The 1,128-nt window shown below is 49.9% G+C and carries 1 protein-coding gene; it reads right to left on the reverse strand.

Going from position 1 to position 1,128, the window contains the following annotated elements; genetic code table 11:
- Nucleotides 1–1,097, reverse strand: a 1,097-nt coding sequence (locus R7P72_RS25415; RefSeq protein ID WP_318111010.1) for a succinylglutamate-semialdehyde dehydrogenase, incomplete at its 3' end; no start/stop codon positions are given.
- Between the last annotated feature and the right edge of the window lie 31 nt (nucleotides 1,098–1,128).

Here is a 1,128-nt window from a genome sequence, read left to right on the forward strand (position 1 = left end):
TTAGTCACATCGATGATGCCTGGAGAAACAAACGCCGCCTCTCCTGCTTTCGCTTCAATCAAGCTTTCACCGCCTAGAGATTGCAGGTTTGCTTGCGCATCAAGTATGAACTTCGCCGCAGCCACAGAGATTTGTGGGCCCATAAATGGCGCAGGTTCTGCGAATGGTTGATCCATGCGAATGTTTTTCGTCGCTTCCACCAGCTTAGTGATCAGAGCATCCCCTTTCTCACCAAACGGCACGTATAGACGACGAGCACAAGTACAACGTTGACCAGCACTGATGAATGCCGATTGGATGATGGTGTACACCGTTGCATCCAAATCACCGTAGTTATCAGAGATGACCATCGGGTTGTTGCCGCCCATTTCTAGCGCTAACATCTTGCCTGGTTGACCTGCAAACTGACGATGCAGAATGTGACCCGTGTTCGCACTGCCCGTAAACAGAATGCCATCAATACCTTTCGCATCAGCCAACGCAATACCGGTTTCCTTCGCACCTTGAACAAGGTTGATCACGCCTTTTGGCAAACCCGCTTCTTCCCACAATTTCATAGCTAGCTCGCCAGTCCAAGGCGTTTGCTCAGATGGTTTGAACACAACTGTGTTCCCCGCTAGCAAGGCAGGAACGATGTGGCCATTCGGTAAGTGACCAGGGAAGTTATATGGCCCAAACACCGCCATTACGCCAAGAGGGCGATGTCGCAATACAATCTGGTTGCCCGCAGCTTCGCGAGTCGCTTCACCAGTACGGTCATGGTAGGCACGAATAGAAATAGCGATTTTTCCAGCCATTGCAGCCGCTTCTGTGCGCGTTTCCCAAATTGGTTTACCCGTTTCTTTCGCGATCACTTCGGCAATTTTTTCACTGTTTTCTTTCACTTTTTCAGCAAAAGCCAACACAATTGCTTCGCGTTCAGCGAATGGACGCTTTTTCCATTCGACGAACGCAGCACGCGCTGCAGCAACGGCTTGGTCTACTTGTTCCGCCGTTGCACCGTTACCGCGCCAAATTACTTCTTGGTTGTACGGCGACAGAGACACAAACTCTTCACCCTGACCTTGTACCCATTCACCTGCAATCCAATGTGTCATTGTTTCTATCCTTAAATTCTGTCGTCTGTTA

The organism is Vibrio sp. Vb0888 (assembly GCF_033338835.1).
In the GTDB taxonomy this organism is placed as follows: domain Bacteria; phylum Pseudomonadota; class Gammaproteobacteria; order Enterobacterales; family Vibrionaceae; genus Vibrio; species Vibrio alginolyticus.